10 protein-coding genes, 3 tRNA genes and 1 pseudogene are annotated in these 14,179 nt (G+C 35.8%); 7 read left to right on the top strand and 7 right to left on the bottom strand.

Annotated elements, in window-relative coordinates; genetic code table 11:
- The first annotated feature begins 149 nt into the window (after positions 1 to 149).
- From EG339_RS11615 to EG339_RS11605, 3 genes are all read left to right on the top strand, one after another.
- The gene (locus EG339_RS11615; RefSeq protein WP_123870243.1) at positions 150 to 818 is read left to right on the top strand and encodes a DUF2461 domain-containing protein; all 669 of its coding nucleotides are present in this window, start codon (positions 150 to 152) and stop codon (positions 816 to 818) included.
- A gap of 234 nt (positions 819 to 1,052) precedes the next feature.
- Positions 1,053 to 1,847: an FkbM family methyltransferase gene (locus EG339_RS11610; RefSeq protein ID WP_123870242.1), complete on the top strand. Its 795-nt coding sequence runs from the start codon at positions 1,053 to 1,055 to the stop codon at positions 1,845 to 1,847.
- A gap of 9 nt (positions 1,848 to 1,856) precedes the next feature.
- On the top strand, positions 1,857 to 3,335 hold the full coding sequence (locus EG339_RS11605; RefSeq protein WP_123870241.1) for a lipopolysaccharide biosynthesis protein: 1,479 nt from the start codon (positions 1,857 to 1,859) through the stop codon (positions 3,333 to 3,335).
- A 13-nt stretch (positions 3,336 to 3,348) separates the two neighbouring features.
- Here EG339_RS11605 and EG339_RS11600 read toward each other — a convergent pair whose 3' ends face one another.
- The 4 genes from EG339_RS11600 to EG339_RS11585 all read right to left on the bottom strand — a co-directional run bounded on the left by EG339_RS11600 (position 3,349) and on the right by EG339_RS11585 (position 7,877).
- The gene (locus EG339_RS11600) at positions 3,349 to 4,395 is read right to left on the bottom strand and encodes a hypothetical protein (protein WP_123870240.1); all 1,047 of its coding nucleotides are present in this window, start codon (positions 4,393 to 4,395) and stop codon (positions 3,349 to 3,351) included.
- A gap of 58 nt (positions 4,396 to 4,453) precedes the next feature.
- On the bottom strand, positions 4,454 to 5,308 hold the full coding sequence (locus EG339_RS11595) for a glycosyltransferase family 2 protein (RefSeq protein WP_123870239.1): 855 nt from the start codon (positions 5,306 to 5,308) through the stop codon (positions 4,454 to 4,456).
- Between the two features lie 70 nt (positions 5,309 to 5,378).
- Entirely contained in the window at positions 5,379 to 6,779 is a 1,401-nt protein-coding gene (gene aspA / locus EG339_RS11590) for an aspartate ammonia-lyase (protein ID WP_123870238.1), read from the bottom strand.
- Between the two features lie 72 nt (positions 6,780 to 6,851).
- A complete protein-coding gene (locus tag EG339_RS11585; RefSeq protein WP_123870237.1) occupies positions 6,852 to 7,877 on the bottom strand; it encodes an N-acetylmuramoyl-L-alanine amidase in 1,026 nt (341 codons plus the stop codon).
- Between the two features lie 135 nt (positions 7,878 to 8,012).
- Between EG339_RS11585 and EG339_RS11580 the strand changes: the two genes are divergently transcribed.
- The 3 genes from EG339_RS11580 (at position 8,013) to EG339_RS11570 (ending at position 8,303) form a co-directional block, all read left to right on the top strand.
- A tRNA-Ser gene (locus tag EG339_RS11580) sits at positions 8,013 to 8,097 on the top strand.
- Positions 8,098 to 8,111: 14 nt separating this feature from the next.
- Positions 8,112 to 8,186 (top strand) — tRNA-Pro (locus EG339_RS11575).
- Positions 8,187 to 8,229: 43 nt separating this feature from the next.
- Positions 8,230 to 8,303, top strand: a tRNA-Arg gene (locus EG339_RS11570).
- Positions 8,304 to 8,925: 622 nt separating this feature from the next.
- On the opposite strand, the pseudogene EG339_RS24765 reads toward EG339_RS11570, so the two are convergent.
- The 3 genes and pseudogenes from EG339_RS24765 to EG339_RS11550 all read right to left on the bottom strand — a co-directional run.
- A pseudogene (locus tag EG339_RS24765) lies at positions 8,926 to 9,867 on the bottom strand (recombinase family protein); the annotation flags it as partial.
- 219 nt (positions 9,868 to 10,086) lie between these two features.
- Positions 10,087 to 10,305 (bottom strand): hypothetical protein, encoded by a 219-nt coding sequence (locus tag EG339_RS11555; protein ID WP_078764597.1) that lies wholly within the window; start codon positions 10,303 to 10,305, stop codon positions 10,087 to 10,089.
- Between the two features lie 181 nt (positions 10,306 to 10,486).
- A complete protein-coding gene (locus tag EG339_RS11550; protein WP_060868906.1) occupies positions 10,487 to 12,346 on the bottom strand; it encodes a PAS domain-containing sensor histidine kinase in 1,860 nt (619 codons plus the stop codon).
- A gap of 850 nt (positions 12,347 to 13,196) precedes the next feature.
- Here EG339_RS11550 and EG339_RS11545 point away from each other — a divergent pair.
- The gene (locus tag EG339_RS11545) at positions 13,197 to 14,177 is read left to right on the top strand and encodes a phage integrase SAM-like domain-containing protein (RefSeq protein WP_123870236.1); all 981 of its coding nucleotides are present in this window, start codon (positions 13,197 to 13,199) and stop codon (positions 14,175 to 14,177) included.
- Positions 14,178 to 14,179 lie beyond the last annotated feature (2 nt).

The following is a 14,179-nucleotide window of genomic DNA, read 5'->3' as shown; positions in this document are numbered from 1 at the left end:
CGTGAAAAATATTTTTTTTAACATTTTCCCTGTCTGTTTAAACACATTACTGAGATATTAATAGTTTTTGTACATTTGAATTATAAGTTTCGAGTTTCAGGTTTTGAGATTCGTGGTTTAGCAACAACAAAATAAACACCTTATACAATATGTCTGCAAGCATTTCTTCCAAGACGTTTGATTTTTTGAAAAAATTAAATAAAAACAACAACCGCGAATGGTTTAATGAGAACAAAAATCTTTACACGGAAGCTCAGCAAAATGTAGTTTCATTTTTAGATGAACTGATTAAAAAAATGTCCGGTTTTGATGAAGAACTTGCAAAAATAGACAGCAAAAAAGCGCTGTTCAGAATTTACAGAGACACCCGTTTCTCTAAAGATAAATCTCCTTATAAAACCAACTTCGGGGCCTCTCTGGGAATGGGAAAAGGAAATCAGAAAGGCGGATACTATCTTCATATGGAACCTGGTAAATCTTTTCTGGCCGGAGGAATCTATATGCCTGAATCTTCGGTATTGAAAGAAGTGCGAAAGGAAATCTCCCTGTATGGTGAAGATTTTCTTAAAATCCTGAATCAAAAAGATTTCAAAAAACATTTTCCGGAGCTTGACCAGGATGATAAACTGAAAAAGGTTCCTCAGGGCTTTGATAAGGAAGATCCTATGGCTGAATATTTAAAACTTAAAAACTTTATTGTCCTGTACCATCTGAAAGACGAAGAGGTACTGGATAAAAATGCAGTGAAGAATATGAGTAAGATTTTTAAGCTGATGAAGCCTTTCAATGATTTTCTGAATATGCCATTCTTTGTGTAGATACGTCCAATCTATGGTTATTAATTTTATGAGATGTTTTAATATATTCTATAATTCTGAAAAAATCTATGGATCAGGGGTGGGTCTGTAATACACTTAAAATATATTAAAGTTCAAGCAATTACAAAACAGAGCACAAAGTCTATCAACTGAAAATCAACCCATTATATTTAACATTTTTTAAGAGAAGTTTTACTTTTTTGTTTATCTTTGCTGTTCGTCAAAAAGCTAAGGATGTCTTTATACCAAAAAATTGCAGAAAAACTACAATATATAAGTCCGGATTTTTATAAGAAAAGATATTTTAAGACCTTAAACAATCTTAATAAAGATAATTTTTCGGAGCGCAATGTAGAACCGGAACTGGTATGGATCAAAGAATACCTTCCAAAGAATGCTGTAATACTGGATATTGGTGCCAATGTAGGAACTTTCCTGTATCAGTTGGAAGATAAGCTGGATCATGAACATATTTATGCTTTTGAGCCCAACAAAAAGCTTTATACCAGACTGAAAAGGTTATTTCCCCACATGCGTGTGCTTCCTCTGGCGCTTTCTGATGAAAATACAATTGCGGAATTCAAAGTTCCCGTTATTAATGGAAAAACCATTGCTTCGCGTGGTACCTTAAATACGGCCTACAAAGAAAAAGGCGAAGAGAAAAGCTATACTGAGAAAGTAAAGGTTATAAAGCTTGACGAATGGGCCGCTTTGGAACATTTTAACAGACTTGATTTTATCAAGATTGATGTTGAAGGCAATGAAATAAAGACTCTTTCGGGAGCTAAGGAAACCATCAGACAGTTTATGCCTACCTTAATGGTTGAGATGGAACAAAGGCATCACCAAACACCTATATGGAATGAAATTTCTGAAGTGCAAAGCTGGGGATATGAAGTAAAATACCTGAACAGGAACAGCTTCACTCTGGAAATCCTTACAGAAGACATTCTTTTACAAAATACAAACGACGAAAAAAATAAAACTCAGTATATCAACAATATTATTTTTATACCTAAAAACCCTTAAAACAACTTTATGAGCGTAGTAGCGAGACAAGGCTTCAAATATTCCATTATCGGTTATATAGGTTTTTTGCTGGGCACAGTTTCTGCAATATTCATCTTTCCAAATGACTTCGAATTTTATGGAAAACTGCGCTACAGTATGCAGACTGCAGAAATGCTTGTTCCTTTTGTTGTTTTTGGAATTTCCTATGCCAATGTAAAGTTTTTTCATTCTTTACAGAAAGAGGGTAAAAACCAGAACATGCTTTCATTATCGTTTGTTACTGTCTTAATTAACTTTCTTATATTTTCTGTTGTATTTTTTGTTCTCCCCTACTTCTATCCTAAATTCATCCGTTCGGAAGCCTGGAAAATCAAAGGAATTATCTTACCTCTTATTTTAGTTTTATCCCTTTGTGCAATTTTCAATAAATACACTTCTAATTATAAAAGAATTGTTGTTTCTAATATTTTTGACAACCTGTTTCCGAAAATAGCCAATCTAGGAGCATTCTGCCTCTTTTTTTATTTTTCCCTATCTCAGAATATTGCGTTAGCATTCTTCTTCGGAATATTTGCACTGATGCTTTTCGGATATATTTATTACACCAATAAGCTTGAGAAAATCCATTTTGATATCAGCACAGATTATTTCAAGAAGGATAATTTCTGGAAAGAATTTTTAAACTACAGTTTTTTCGGTTTCCTAGGAACATTTGGAAACTATCTGGCGATCAACAGCTTTATGATCGGAGAATTCATGGGAATGGAAGAAAATGGTATCTATTCTGTGCTGTATGCACTCATTTCCCTGATCTCTATTCCTCAGTTGGGGTTATTCAATATTTCAGCACCTATCATCAGTAAGCACCTTGCTGACGGAGATATGGAAGGACTGGATAAGTTTCACAAAAAAACTTCATTAACTTTATATTTCCTTGGGGCAGTATTATTTTCCTGTATTATGGTAGGGTTTCCTTATCTGACTCAATTTATGCCTAAAAACGGGGTAATGCTCAGAGAATATGAACCGGTTGTATGGATCTGGGGATCTGCCGTTTTAATTGACCTTGCCACAGGATTCAATGGGAACATCATCTCCCTTTCAAAATATTACAGATTTAACATTCTGGTGATGCTTTTATTAGCCGGTTTAACAATTGGGCTGAATTTTTATTTCATCAAAAACACAGACCTGAAACTGATCGGAATTGCTTTATCCACAGCTATTTCACTTACGATTTATAATGTTGTTAAGATTTTATTCAACTACATTGTTTTCAAAGTATCCCCATTAACTATTGAGATGATCTTTATTTCTATCATCTGTACTTTAGCGATTACTGTAGCGATTGTTTTACCTAATTTTGACAGTAACTTTATCAACCTGATCTATAAACCTGCTGTAGTACTGGCACTAATCTATGTCGGAAATTATTTTACAAAGATTTTCCCGATAGAAGACTATCTGAATGCAAAGTTTATCAAGAGTATTTTTAAGTTTAAATAAAGACAACAGGCTTTTAACCGGCAATAAGGCCGTTTAGTACCTGTTCTAAACATTTTTGAACCTCTTCCCTGCTGTAGTTTTTTTGAAAATCGAAATAAGTTTGGGTAATTTCATTTAACTGTTGGAAGATATTTTCTTTTTCAGGTAAAATAAACTTTAGTGCTGATGAGTAATTCTTTGGAAAAACAGCTATTTTTCCATAGGAAATGGAATCGCCAAGGTTTCCTGTCATCTTGGTTTTCCCATATATTTCCTTTATGCTGAAAAATTCTGTTTCCTGCTGAATAGGGCACCAAAGCACATCTGCTTTCCGCATCCACACTTCAAAGTCTTCTGCAGAAACTCTATCCGAAAAATAAGTCACAGAAATATTCTCCGGCAAGTTTGAAGATAATTTTTCAAGTTGCTTCAATTCCCTGTTTTTTGCCTTTCCAAGAAAAATAAATTCACATTTACGGTCTGATTGTATTTTCTGAATGGTCGTAAAAATGTGATTATAATCTCTCCTTTTCTGCGAAACACCGCCAGGAATAACAATTATCAGACTTTCATTCTCAGATCGGGCAAAATTTCTGGTATAAAAAAGAGGCAGGAACTGATATCTGTCTGAAATCAAAGCCTCATCCAACACTACCAGAGATTTTGATTTTTGATACACTTTACCGGAATACAGCAATCCTTCTTTCCACCACAGCTTTAATCTGTAAATAACATCACCTTTGAACACACTTTTTATTAAATCAAATTTTGAAGCTCTGGTAAAATTGAGATTATGGGTAATAATTGTAGTATTATATTTCTTTGTTATCGCTAAAAATGTATTAAAATAGCGATGAACTGTTCCAATAATCACCAAATCATATTCTTTGCTTTTTAACTGATCTAAAATCATAGAACTGTCAGACAGAAAAACGTTTGATTCTGTTTCAGCAACCTGATCTTTGATCCGCTTAGAGAAATAATAATCTACACTGAAATGTAGGGACCCTTCCATAATATTCATGAAAGCCTGTGCTATTTCTGCATGGGTATCTATTTCTATGTAAGCTATTTTTTTCACTGACTGGAATTATTTTCAGGTTTGGCTAAATCTATTGTTTTTTGATTTATATCTATTATCACATTTTCAGCCACTTTTTCTTCAGCATTCTCCAACGCTGATCATTGACTGCTCTTTGTTCTTCTTGTGTGATTTTAAGCTCCAGCTTTTTAGACTTACAGCCTTCATAAGCCTTCACAATATCAAAGAAAAATGATGGAGACTTACTTTTCATCGCTTCCTTTGAGGCTGCAATATAGGCCAGAAATCTGCTTAATCCTAAAAAATAGAAATAACGTCCGTAATAATCGGCTGGCCTTATGGTATAATCTGCTCCTTTTACTTTGATTAGTTTTACATGAAGCTCAGGCAAGACCACTTCTTTCCAGCCAAGATGCTCCAATAAAATAGAATCGATATTATCCCAGCCTAATGTTTCTCTTAAACCTCCTATCTGAACAAAACATTCTTTCCTGTAGGCTTTCATAGGTCCTCTTACATGGTGTTTATTGGAATTCCCCTCATATATCCAATTCCCTTCTTTCTCTACATACAGCAAGCCACCTACCAATCCATATCCTGGATTATTGACAAAAGCTTTTTCTACCGTCTCCAGATAGTTTTCGGGGAGAATGATATCAGCATCAAATTTACAGATAATATCAAACTCATCTACAGATTGTGTCTGCAGGCCATTTTTAAAGGCATGAACCACTTTTGAACCGGGTTGGTGTTCTGATTTCTGGAGATTAATGGTTTCAAAACGGGAGTCTGTCTCTGTATATTTCCTGATCACATCAGGAGTACTGTCTGTAGAGCCATCATTAACGACCACTACTTTAAAATCCTTACCACTTTGCTGCTGTAAAGAATCCAGAGTAAATGAGAGGTTCTGCTCTTCATTGTGGGCAGGAATAATAATTAAAAACCTCACGGAGTATTTTATAAGTGATGAAGATAAGTGATAAATGATGAAAACACCATTTATCACTTACTGTTTTATTTTATTTGTTGTGTGGCTTCAGCATGTTTTTCGGATCAAGGATTTCGTCCAGTTTTTCCTGTGAAAGAATTCCTTTCTCTAAAACAAGGTTATAAACACTTTTTCCGGTTTCCAGAGCTTCTTTTGCAATCTGTGTAGATTGTTTGTAACCAATATAAGGGTTCAGTGCCGTTACAATTCCGATGCTGTGTTTTACCATATTCAGACATACTTCTTTGTTGGCAGTAATTCCTACTACACACTTATCACGAAGGGTATCTAATGCATTGCAAAGGAAATTGATATTTTCCATGATGGCATGAGAAAGCACCGGTTCCATTACATTAAGCTGTAATTGCCCTGCTTCGGCTGCAAAAGTTACTGTTAAATCATTTCCGATTACTTTAAAACACACCTGGTTTACTACTTCCGGGATAACAGGATTTACTTTCCCTGGCATAATAGATGACCCCGGCTGCATTGGCGGAAGGTTGATTTCAAAAAGCCCCGCTCTTGGTCCTGATGAAAGTAATCTTAGGTCGTTACAGATCTTTGACAATTTCACTGCAAGGCGTTTCATTGCTGAAGAATAGATTACATAAGATCCTGTATCAGGGGTAGCTTCTACCAGGTCAGGCGCTGAAACAATAGGGAATCCTGTTATCTGGGCTAAATTTTTAGCACAAAGGGTTGCATATCCAACCGGAGCATTTAATCCTGTTCCGATAGCAGTAGCTCCCATATTTACTTCTACAAAAAGGCTTGCATTATTGTTCAGCTTAGAAATATCTTCTTCCAAAGTAGCAGCATACGCCTCAAATTCCTGCCCCAATGTCATAGGAACCGCATCCTGAAGCTGTGTACGTCCCATTTTAATAACATCCTGAAATTCTTGTCCTTTTGCACGGAAGGCAGCTATAATTTTTTCCAGCCTTTCCACCAACCCGGTATTCATCTGCAACAGTCCCATTTTGATGGCGGTAGGATAAGCATCGTTGGTTGATTGTGAAAGGTTGATATGGTCGTTAGGGGAACAGAATTCATACTCTCCCTTATTTTTTCCTAATTTTTCCAATACTATATTGGCAATTACTTCATTGGCATTCATATTGATTGAAGTTCCTGCACCACCCTGGATCATATCTACCGGAAACTGGTCGTGATACTTTCCTGCTACAATCTCATCACATGCTTCTACTATTCTGAAATATAGATTTTCATCAAGAAGACCTAATTCATAATTGGTTTTTGCAGCTGCTTTTTTTACAAAGGCGAGCCCTTTGATAAAATCCGGATAAGAAGACAAAAGCTGTCCCGAAATTTTGAAATTGTTGATTGCTCTTTGTGTCTGCACTCCATAATAAGCATCTAAAGGTACATTCAGTTCACCTAATAGATCACTTTCTTTTCTGAAATTTTCCATTACAGATATTTTACTGTTTTTGATCGTTTAAAGATAACAAAAACGCATCGATCCGATGCGTTTTAATTTGAATTATTTTCCTGAATATTTTACATTCAAAGCTTGTAATATTGCCCATGTTTCAGCATCCATAATTCCGTCATAATTCTGAGGACGGAAATGATACTGAAAGGCTTCAATTGTTTTCTTAGTAGCATCATCCCATGTCCCACTAGGATCTATTCCATAGCCGAATTTCTGCAAAGCAGCCTGAATAGAAAAGATAAACGAAGAATCATTATATTTTAAAGCAAACTCTTCCTCTGCAAGACTCTGATAATTTGCCTTCATTGCCTCATCATACCACATCCCTATCTGGTATTCATCATATAATCTTTTCCATGGGAACATTGGGCCAGGGTCCTGTTTTCTTGTAGGAGCAATATCCGCATGTCCAATTACGTTAGTTGCCGGAATCTGGTATCTTGTAACAATATCTTTTGCCAACGCAGCTACTTTTCTTATCTGAGCGTCACTGAAGGGAGCGAAAACTCTTTTACCTGAAGCATCAGTAGTAAAACCGGGGTTTACAATTTCAATACCTATAGAGGTATCATTAAGATTCTTATCTGCCTTCCATGAGCTTATCCCGGCATGGTATGCTCTTTTATTTTCATCTACCAACTGATAGATTTCATTATCTCCTGTATTGTTTACCAAATAATGAGCACTTACTCCCGGTTGGGTAAGAACGGTAATAGACTTGTCATCAGGAAGCACTGTATAATGCATAATCAAATAACGCTGTCTGAAGTTCTGTGCCAGAGCAGGAAAATATGTTTTCACCACTTTATATCCTGCAGGTTTTGCAGATACAATAGAACCATAACTTGCCGTATTATCATTTTTTGTTGGGTCTGCTATATTAGTAGTAAAAAAGTCTACTCCATGATCGCTTACCACTTTTGGTTTTGAAACTTCCGGAGCCTGAGTTTTTACCACTGGTTTTGGCTGTGCCACGGGGGTTTTCGGCTGGTACTTATTTTTTTTTACATTTTTCTGAGAAGTACATGAAAAAACTAAAATACTTAATCCGATGATATATAATGTCTTACGCATCCGTTTGGTTTTTTATCAAATTATTACCTCAAAAATACACAAAAATTTCTTGAATTTTATTTGGTAAATAAAGAAATCTGTTCTATATTTGCACTCGCAATAACGGAACAACGATCATTAAAAAATAAACAAAAAGGAGGGTTGCCGGAGTGGTTAACGGAGCAGTTTGCTAAACTGTCGACGCGAAAGTGTCGCAAGGGTTCGAATCCCTTACCCTCCGCTCTCTTATATATTCGGGGCGTAGCGTAGTCCGGTCATCGCGCCTGGTTTGGGACCAGGAGGTCGCAGGTTCGAATCCTGCCGCCCCGACTTTTTTTAATGTGCTTATTACTAAGCGAGAATCAACTTCTAAGGGTGCGTAGCTCAGCTGGATAGAGCATCTGCCTTCTAAGCAGACGGTCAAAGGTTCGAATCCTTTCGCGCTCACTTCATCGTCATCAGAGTTTTTACAGCTTTGATGACGATTTTTTTTATCACCTAACCCCCTCTTACTCAGTCTAATTAGATTCAAAAATGCATTTGATTTTGGGGTTCGAAAGTTCTTGCCGTCAAACTCTAATTTATGGTAGTAAAGTGAACTGGCGATCTTTCTTTTATCTTCCACACATGAATCATTGTACCTCTGTGCTATATTAGCGATACTTTCGATAGCTAATGAAAGTTTACCAGGCACATCTTGATCCTTGCTAGCCTTTGTTAAACTTTTCAAACTCTCATCAAGTTCATCGCTTCTTTTTTTACATTCGACCTTTACTTCATTATAATCATCCTCGTCTAATCGATCTGATAAAAATAAATTTCTGGCTTTACTAAGTTTTTGATTAACATTCTCCATTTCCTCAACAACAGCTTTTCTCTCATCATCAACATTACCACAATGCTTTTTGTAATTTTTTAAAACAACTATCTTTAACGTGTCTCTGTACTCGGGAAGAATTTCAAACTCTCGAAGAGTTTCAACAAACTTATTATTGACTATATCAGAGTTATGGCGGAAACCACATTTTGAATTACAATGATAATAGTTGTAACGCTTCGTATTGCCTTGCGATGTACTTGCTGTCAACGTTTTACCACAACGTGGACAAATCAAGACGCCACGCAATGGAAAATTCTCATTCTGCAAAACCCGATTTTCTCCGTGCTCAGATTTGCTTTTCCTACCTTTACCATCTAAAACGATCTGCACCTTTTCAAAAAGCTCCTCCGTAATTAAAGGTAGATGCTTTCCTTTAACAAAATGGGCTTCCTCATTTTCAAATTCGGGGATGAAAACCTTTCCAGTGTACACAGGATTTCTGACAGCTACCATAAAAGCATTTCTTGTCAGATCCTTCCCTTCTCTTTTATTCATAAGCAAACGAATATGCTCAGAAGGTAATTCTCCTTTTGCGATTTCCTCAAATGCCCACACTATATTATCTGCTTCCGGATGTCTGACACCTATGTATTTCGCACCGTCTTCGGTACACCTATTAATATAACCATAAGGCGGAATACCCATAATACGCCCTTCCTTTCGCGCACGTCTCATCCCATAAAATACATTTAAAGCCCTACGATCATTTTCTACTTCAGGTGTTGAAAGGTATATAGCTAACACAATCTTATTTTCAGGAATTTTTAGATCTAAAGGTTGCTCTATAGCTTGTGTCTCTACCTCCAAACCTTCGAGAACACTGATCATGTGATAAGCCTCACCGACATTTCTACTAAACCTGTCCCACTTAGTAAATAGAACTAATCGAGGCTCCCTGTCTCTTTTATTTCTTTTTTTAAGATTTTTCAGGTATTTGCTCCATTCAGGACGATCAAAGTTTTTTGCAGAGTGATCTTCGAAAAAAACGTTATCTACGGCTATATCGTATTTCGCACAATATGCCTGCAAACGCTCCGCCTGATCTCGTTGTGAATATCCTTTGTCTGCCTGTTCATCTGTCGATACACGAATATAAAGATCCGCTATCTTACTGCTAAAATTCTTCTTCATAAGCATATATTAAGTTTAAAATTTTTGAATTGAAAACAGAGATTTGTAAATCCCAATTGGTAGGAAATCTAATACGAATATTAGCCCTCATTAAAATTGAAGTCTTTCTCATCAGAAAAAATTTTTGAAAATTATACTTGGTTAAGCTGATGCAACAATTCACTGGATATCAAATTGTTCAATCATCAGTCACAATTATACAAAGCTACAAAAAATAGATTAATCGGGGGAGAAGAACTGTTTTATTGTAATTCTTGCTAAAGTATATAAAATCTCAAGCATTTCCTTTGCTTCCTCTTCGCTAACAACCCGGCCGGTGCTACGAACGGTTTCTAAAAATTGTTCAAAAGGTATTTCTTCCAACTCAATGAATGTAGAATGTTTTAACATCTCTGCATTGATTGATTTTTTCTTTTTTGCAGATGTAAATTTTCCCATAGCCCTACAAATTTTAAAGATTTTACTGTTATACCATCGAAGGTATACCGGATGTCTTTAACTTGTTTTTCATTGGACTTTTGAGGTAATAACTATCCTACATTTTCCTATTTCAAAACTTATGATAACCTAGCAAAAAAGAGTAATTGAAAGAAATTGAAAAACACCTTTTAATTTTCATTTAGTTCCTATTTTCCAGTACAAACTGAAATGTAGAACCTGCACCTTCCTCACTTTCCACACTTATAACGGAATTATGATAATGCAATATCTCCGCTACAATATACAGACCGATACCGAATCCTGAAATATTGGCTAATTCCTTCCTTTCAACCCTAAAAAACCTTTTGAAAAGTTCTTTCTGGTCCGTTTTACTTATTCCGACCCCTTCGTCACTGACATAGATCCTTAATGAACCGTTATGGAGCTTCTCGCAACCTAATACAATAGTTCCACCTTCAGGAGAATATTTTATAGCATTGGTCAAAAGATTTATTAATACCTGACCAATTTTATCACGGTCGGCGAGAACTTCATGGGAGGAATCACATTGAATCTGAATGATATGCTTTCTGCTAAGAAATTTAGCCTGCTCTACAATCTCGTCCATTAGACCTAAAAGTTGAAAATATTCAAAGCGCATGCGGATTTTGCCTTCTTCGATCTTTGCAAGGTTCAGAAAATCCTGAATCATCGAGGTCATCCGTTTCGCCTGACCTTCAATCCCAACGGAAAGATTTTTTGCTATTTCCAGGTTATTGTTCTTAAAACCTTTTTGCATGGCCTGCGAACTTAATAATATCGAAGTAAGCGGTGTTTTTAGTTCATGGCTTACCATTGAAACAAAATCATTTTTCCGCCTTTCTTCCTGTTTCTTTTCAGAAATGTCTCTCGCAATTTTGGATATCCCCATTATTTCACCATTTCCGTTCTTTATTGGGGATATTGTCAAGGATACATCCAAAAGTTTACCTGATTTTGTGAGCCTCTGGGTTTCAAAATGATTTATAGATTCCCCAGCCCTGAGTTTTTCCAATATATAATCTTCTTCCCCAAGGCGTTCTTCCGGAATTATTTTGATAATCGGCTGACCGATCATTTCATCTGCACTGTAACCGAATATCGTTTCAGCAGAACTGTTCCAGGTACTGACTACTCCATTCAATGTTTTACTTATTATGGCATCAAAAGAAGAGTTGACAATCGCTACAAGTTTTGAATGGTATTCCTCTGAATTCTTTAGATCGGTGATATCAAGGACGCACCCAACTACCCTATGTAAACCTTCTATTACCTGTTTCTGTATAATTCCCTGAACTCTGATCCAGACAGGAAAATTTTTGGATTTTAAAAATCTAAAAATAAAATCAAACTCACCCTTATCCTTATATTTCAAATCGGAAATATAGGATTCCACTTTTTCTTTATCTTCATGGTAAATATAATCTGAAAGCAGGCATCCAATATCAAGATCCAGAGGTAATTCCAACATTTTTCGCAATTCAACTGAGATCTGGACACTTCCGGTCATCAAATCTAATTCCCAAATCCCCATATTAGATGCGGAAATCGCAAGCTGTAACCGTTCTGCACTTTCCTTAAGTAGATGGTGGAGTTCATTCTTGCGTTTTTCTTCTTTGACCAATTCTGTCACATCTCTTGTGAAACATCGTGTATGGATAAATTTTCCATCTTCTAAAAGCACATTTGAACTGATTCTTACGTACTTTATATCCCCATTTTTTGACAGTAGCCTGGCTGGAAAATCCTGTATAGTTTCATTATTGGAAAGTTTAACCAATAGGTCCGAAATTACCTCACTATCCGCATGAAAATTCTCGATCGGAAAACCTACGTACTCTTCTTTGAGATATCCCAGAAGATCAAGTTCAGCCTGGTTGGCCCAAATAATAATACCGTGTTCATTTACCCAGTGAAGGGGCATACTCCCGTTTTCGATAAAATCGGTCAGCTCTTTCACACGATGTTTTAGTAGTTGTAATTCGATTTTCAGATCCTCTATATTTTCTGGCTCAGCCATAGCGATTAACTTTGAATATTTATACTAAGTAAATTTATCAATTATACAAATATATAGCGCAATAATCATTGATTTACCCTACGTGGTACGGTCACTTTGCAAAGTAGGTAAATATCAATATTATAGGAATGAAATAACAGTGAGACAATAATTTGTATTTATTAGAAGGTGAAATCAAAAAAGAGGCTGGGCAATATACCCAGCCAAAACGTTACTAATCGTATTAATGGGAGCGAGTACATTTAAAACAAATAATGACATCAAATGTTTGGCAATTCTTATAATTTTTAAGCCAAAAACACTAGGTATCAGTGGCATGGCTACCCAATCAAAAAATGATATTATACCTATCATTGGGATGGCAAGTTTTAATAGAATGTCCATAACCTAAAATCACGTAGAATAAACCTTACAGATGAACAGCTCCTGTTTTTGCACAGTACCTTTTTAAATAGGCCGATTAAAAACAATTACAGGCTTGAACATTTAAATCAATAATTCCATCTTCAATTTAATAGACCAGAGAAAAGGCTATTGTATTTTTTCTTTTTCAGAAGGAATATCAGAATTAAATTTTATTTTAGTGTTATCTTCCTCCTTAGAAGGTAATCAAAATTTAGTGAAGCACCGGACTCTCTCTCGGTGCTTTTCTTTTACTAGAGTGTTTGCCTAATAAGTCAGACTACCTTTTTATCCTCTCCAAATTTTATTGTCCCATTTTCAATGATTAATACTTTGATTACAAGCTGATTAATATCAGTTTATATGCTTTGCATAACAATCTTAAAACTGATAAATTCGGTGACTTAAAATTATACAGGATAAATCCTGTAAAATAAAGGAAATCAATATGGAAGAATGCTTTTTAGAGCACTGCGATAAAGTAATAGCAGATATGGGTGCTGGCTTAGTAAAAAAGAAGGATGGTGACCTCTACAGTGATACAACAATTCGTACAATGAAACAGAACATAAAACTTATTCGTTCGTTTGTGTCAATAAAAGCAGAGACCCTCAAAATGAAGGACGTTGATAAAAACTTTGTTGATGCTTTCCATCAGTTTTTATTGGATAAAAATTTAGCAAAAAATACCATTTCAGGAAAACTTGATGGGCTAAGGTTCTGGATCAAACGTTTTCATGTGGAAAAATTGATGGATTACAAAGGAGAAGTCGGGAAATACCCCAGTGAAATCACAACAGCAATTTCTTTGAGTATCGAGGAATTACAGGCATTGTATGTTATGAAACTACCTGAAGGCCAGCGAAAGGTACTGGACATATTCATCTGCCAGTCTTTTTTAGGGCTTCGTGTAGGTGATATGTTTAAGTTTCTACAAAATATCAACTGCCGTAAACGCACGCTTGAAGAACAGGTGTTTTTTGAGGTTCACACAGGGAAAAAGTGTTATCCTGTTGTCATTCCAGCGGCTACAATTGTTATGACCATCATTGAAAAGTACGGAAATTCATTACAAAAAGGTTTCTCAGAATCACATTATAATATAACGCTAAAAAAGATTGTCGCCAAATCAACTATTGACCGAGAGGTTGCTTTTTTTAGAACAGAGGGAGGAAGAAAAACCGAAAAAATTGTACAGCTTTCTTCATTGATCAGTAGCCATACAGCAAGAAGGACTTTTGCCACAAATGGTTATCTTTCTGGTATATCACCATTTGATCTCATGAAGATTACCGGACATAGATCGCTCCAGTCATTCTTTAGGTATATGAGATGTGAAAATATAGCAGTGGCATTTAAGATATCAAGCCACAAATTTTTTCGTATCAAATTTTCAGAACCTGACGTATTGGACGAAGAGCTCATTTAGAG

The sequence above is a fragment of the Chryseobacterium bernardetii genome, assembly GCF_003815975.1.
GTDB lineage: Bacteria > Bacteroidota > Bacteroidia > Flavobacteriales > Weeksellaceae > Chryseobacterium > Chryseobacterium bernardetii.
This window is presented reverse-complemented; position numbering and strand designations above follow the sequence as displayed.